This window comes from Bacillus sp. S4 (assembly GCF_040838205.1).
Lineage (GTDB): Bacteria > Bacillota > Bacilli > Bacillales > Bacillaceae_G > Bacillus_A > Bacillus_A cereus_U.
Genome location: NZ_JBFPJI010000362.1, coordinates 1 through 3071 on the forward strand (window position 1 = coordinate 1; position 3071 = coordinate 3071).

The window sequence follows — 3071 nt, forward strand, 5'->3', positions numbered from 1 at the left end:
TCCCATCGATATGAGAAAAAGACAGTCTTTGATATTTTAGGTGTCGTTTATCAGTGTACTATATCCAATCTGAAGCAGAAAACTGCATAATCTTTAAAAATACACCTTATCAAGGTTTATTTGGTATGCGTATTTTAAAAACAAATAAACAAAATATCAAGCATGTAGGCAACAAGAATGGAAGTTCATGGTATACCTAACCTTAGCTTGATGGGCATGTATGGTGACCCCTATATGTAAAAGGTCGGTGTAGAAAAAGGAGGATTTGGGTTTATGGTCTATTAAAAACTCTTAAGTCGATGGATATGGGGTCAGCCGAGATACGTGTAAATCCAGAATCTTTTCAAGATGGGACAGAAAAAAAGCAGTCTTTAAGAATATTTTTAGGTTTACATAGTTACCGATAATAGGTATTATGTAAATTTTATTAATACCTAAATACCTTTAAAAAATAAATATTTTAGTAACTGATGCTTAATGTGGAAATGGTAACTCGCGAAAAAATGTCGAATTTAACAGAAAATTGTATATTTTTGTTGTTTTATTTTTATTTTCATGCTAGACTTATAATTACAAAGAAAGAGTATACAAAAACCCTTAGCGATATAATTGTCGGAATTTTTAGTTTCATTCGTTAGTTTGCTTTACATCATTGACATGTGTGTATGCATTTTTTCCTCCACTCTTTCTTTGCTGTGCCCTTTAGAAAAAAACAACTTGTCCTTGTCCAAGTTGTTTTTTTTCTGTAAAGATTGCATTTATTGTTTATGATAGTTGAGGTAGTAATTCAAAAAAGCACCTATCAGGGACATAGTTTTTAAGGTGAGTTTTTGGAAAGCATTTTTATGAAAAATTGACGGGAATCATTTGAAAATTAAAATAACCCCTCTTTTCTGTGTACCTCGACACATTTAATTTGTATAATAGAAAAACTAAGAAAATTAAAAAAATAACACATATGCATGTTTACATACATAGGGGTGAGAGAATATGTACAAACTGACCGAGATTATTGACGTAACAGAAATACAAACTATGGCAGAACACTTTTATCTTTTAACACAGATTTCACATCAGCTGCTTGATTGCAACGGAGGAATCATATTTCATTACGGCACACCGTCCTCTGATATACATTTACATACAAAAATTCATGTCCCTATTATATTCAATGAAAATACAATTGGTGATTTTGTGATTTTGTCGCCTAAAGATAGTATTGAATCTTGCACTATATACTTTAAATCCCTTGCAACGATTATAACGAATAAAGGAATGAATACATTACAGCAATTGCAGGAAGATCAATCTATCCCTGCTGAAAAATTATATACGATTTTACACCACATGCCCGTTATGGTTGATGCTTGTGATGAAGAAGGGAATATTGTCATATGGAACCGAGAGTGTGAACTTGTAACAGGTTATAGTGCCGCTGAAATTATTAACAATCCTTGCGCGTTAGAACTACTTTATCCAGATGAAACGTATCGGAACCAGTTACTTCATGGATTTTCTGAACTCGGTAAAAAATTTCGTGATTGGGAAATGACACTTACTTGTAAAAACGGTGATGAAAAAACAATCCTGTGGTCAAACCTTTCAGAAGAATTCCCTGTTCCTGGATACAGTCACTGGGCAGTTGGTATTGATATCACGCATCGGAAACAGGTAGAAGAGAAACTTATAGAAAAATCTTCAGAGTTAGAATTAATTTTTAAAGCACTTCCAGACTTATGTTTTTTAACAAGACTTGACGGAGTAATCGTTGATTATAAAGCTGGCTGTCCATCAAGATTTTATGTACCTGCCGAACAATTTATGTATAAAAAATTTCAGGATGTGTTACCTTTAGATGTTGCCCTGCAGCTACAAGAAGCAATTGCAAGGGTACAGCAGAATAATTCCATAGAAATTGTAGATTACTCCTTGCTCATGCATAATAGTATTTACTTTTTTGAAGCACGATGTTTACCGCTATTAAAAGATAAAGTGATGGTTATGGTTCGCGATATTACAGAGCGGAAAAAGACAGCGGAACTATTAAATAAATCAGATAAATTAGCTACTGTCGGTCAACTCGCTGCAGGGGTTGCACATGAAGTGCGAAACCCACTCACTGTTATTAAAGGATTTATACAATTATTAGAGATACAAATGAAACATGAATCAAAATATTTTCAACTCATACTTTCTGAAATTGAGCACATTGAATCTATTATTCATGAATTTTTATCGATTGCTAAGCCTGAGGTATGTTCTTTTGAACAAGAGAGCATCGATGTAATTTTAGAAAACGTTGTATCATTAATTAATACAAAGGCAATTATGACAAATATTCATGTCACATTCCAAACGGATCCTGACGTTGTATATATTGATTGTTGTAAAAAACAATTAAAACAAGTGTTTATCAATATTTTACAAAATTCGATTGAAGCAATGCCACATGGGGGAGACATAATCATTACCACTAAGAAAGTAAGTAACAATGAGGTGGAAATTTGTATTTCAGATGAGGGGATTGGTATTCCGGAAGAAAGAATTGCAAAACTTGCTGAACCTTTTTATAGTACGAAAGAAAAAGGAACAGGTCTCGGTTTAATGATTAGTTACAAAATTATTGAAAGTCATCAGGGCAGAATTTGTATAACAAGTAAAGTTGGAGTAGGAACCTCGGTGTACATTTATTTACCGCTTTTGCAAGATGTTTAAATACGGACTTAAATGAAATTATGCATGTTATTTTGAGATTACATGTGTACAAGCGGCCTTGTGGGTATACTCCCAAAATTTTCTCAACAAAAAAATCCCCGTAAAGCATATACACTTTACGGGGAGAGCCTGTTTTCTATCTTATTATATACGTACAGCCGTACCGCTTACAGCAACCATTAACATACCATCACGAACAACTTCGTAGTCTACGTCAACACCAACGATTGCATTAGCACCTTTTTGTCTTGCAAGTTCTTTCATTTCGTCCATTGCAATATCACGTGCTTCTTTTAATTTACTTTCATAAGCACCAGCACGACCACCGACAACATCACGAACTGAAGCGAATAAAT

Annotated in this window: 2 protein-coding genes; one reads left to right on the forward strand and one right to left on the reverse strand. The window is 33.6% G+C overall.

From position 1 onward, the window contains the following. Positions 1-990 precede the first annotated feature (990 nt). Positions 991-2715, forward strand: coding sequence for a PAS domain-containing sensor histidine kinase (locus tag AB3X48_RS20075; RefSeq protein WP_367959860.1), 1725 nt, complete (start codon positions 991-993; stop codon positions 2713-2715). Between the two features lie 144 nt (positions 2716-2859). Here the strand turns inward: AB3X48_RS20075 and AB3X48_RS20080 are convergent. Next, the coding region (locus AB3X48_RS20080; protein ID WP_367959861.1) for a heavy metal-binding domain-containing protein at positions 2860-3071 on the reverse strand (212 nt) is incomplete at its 5' end.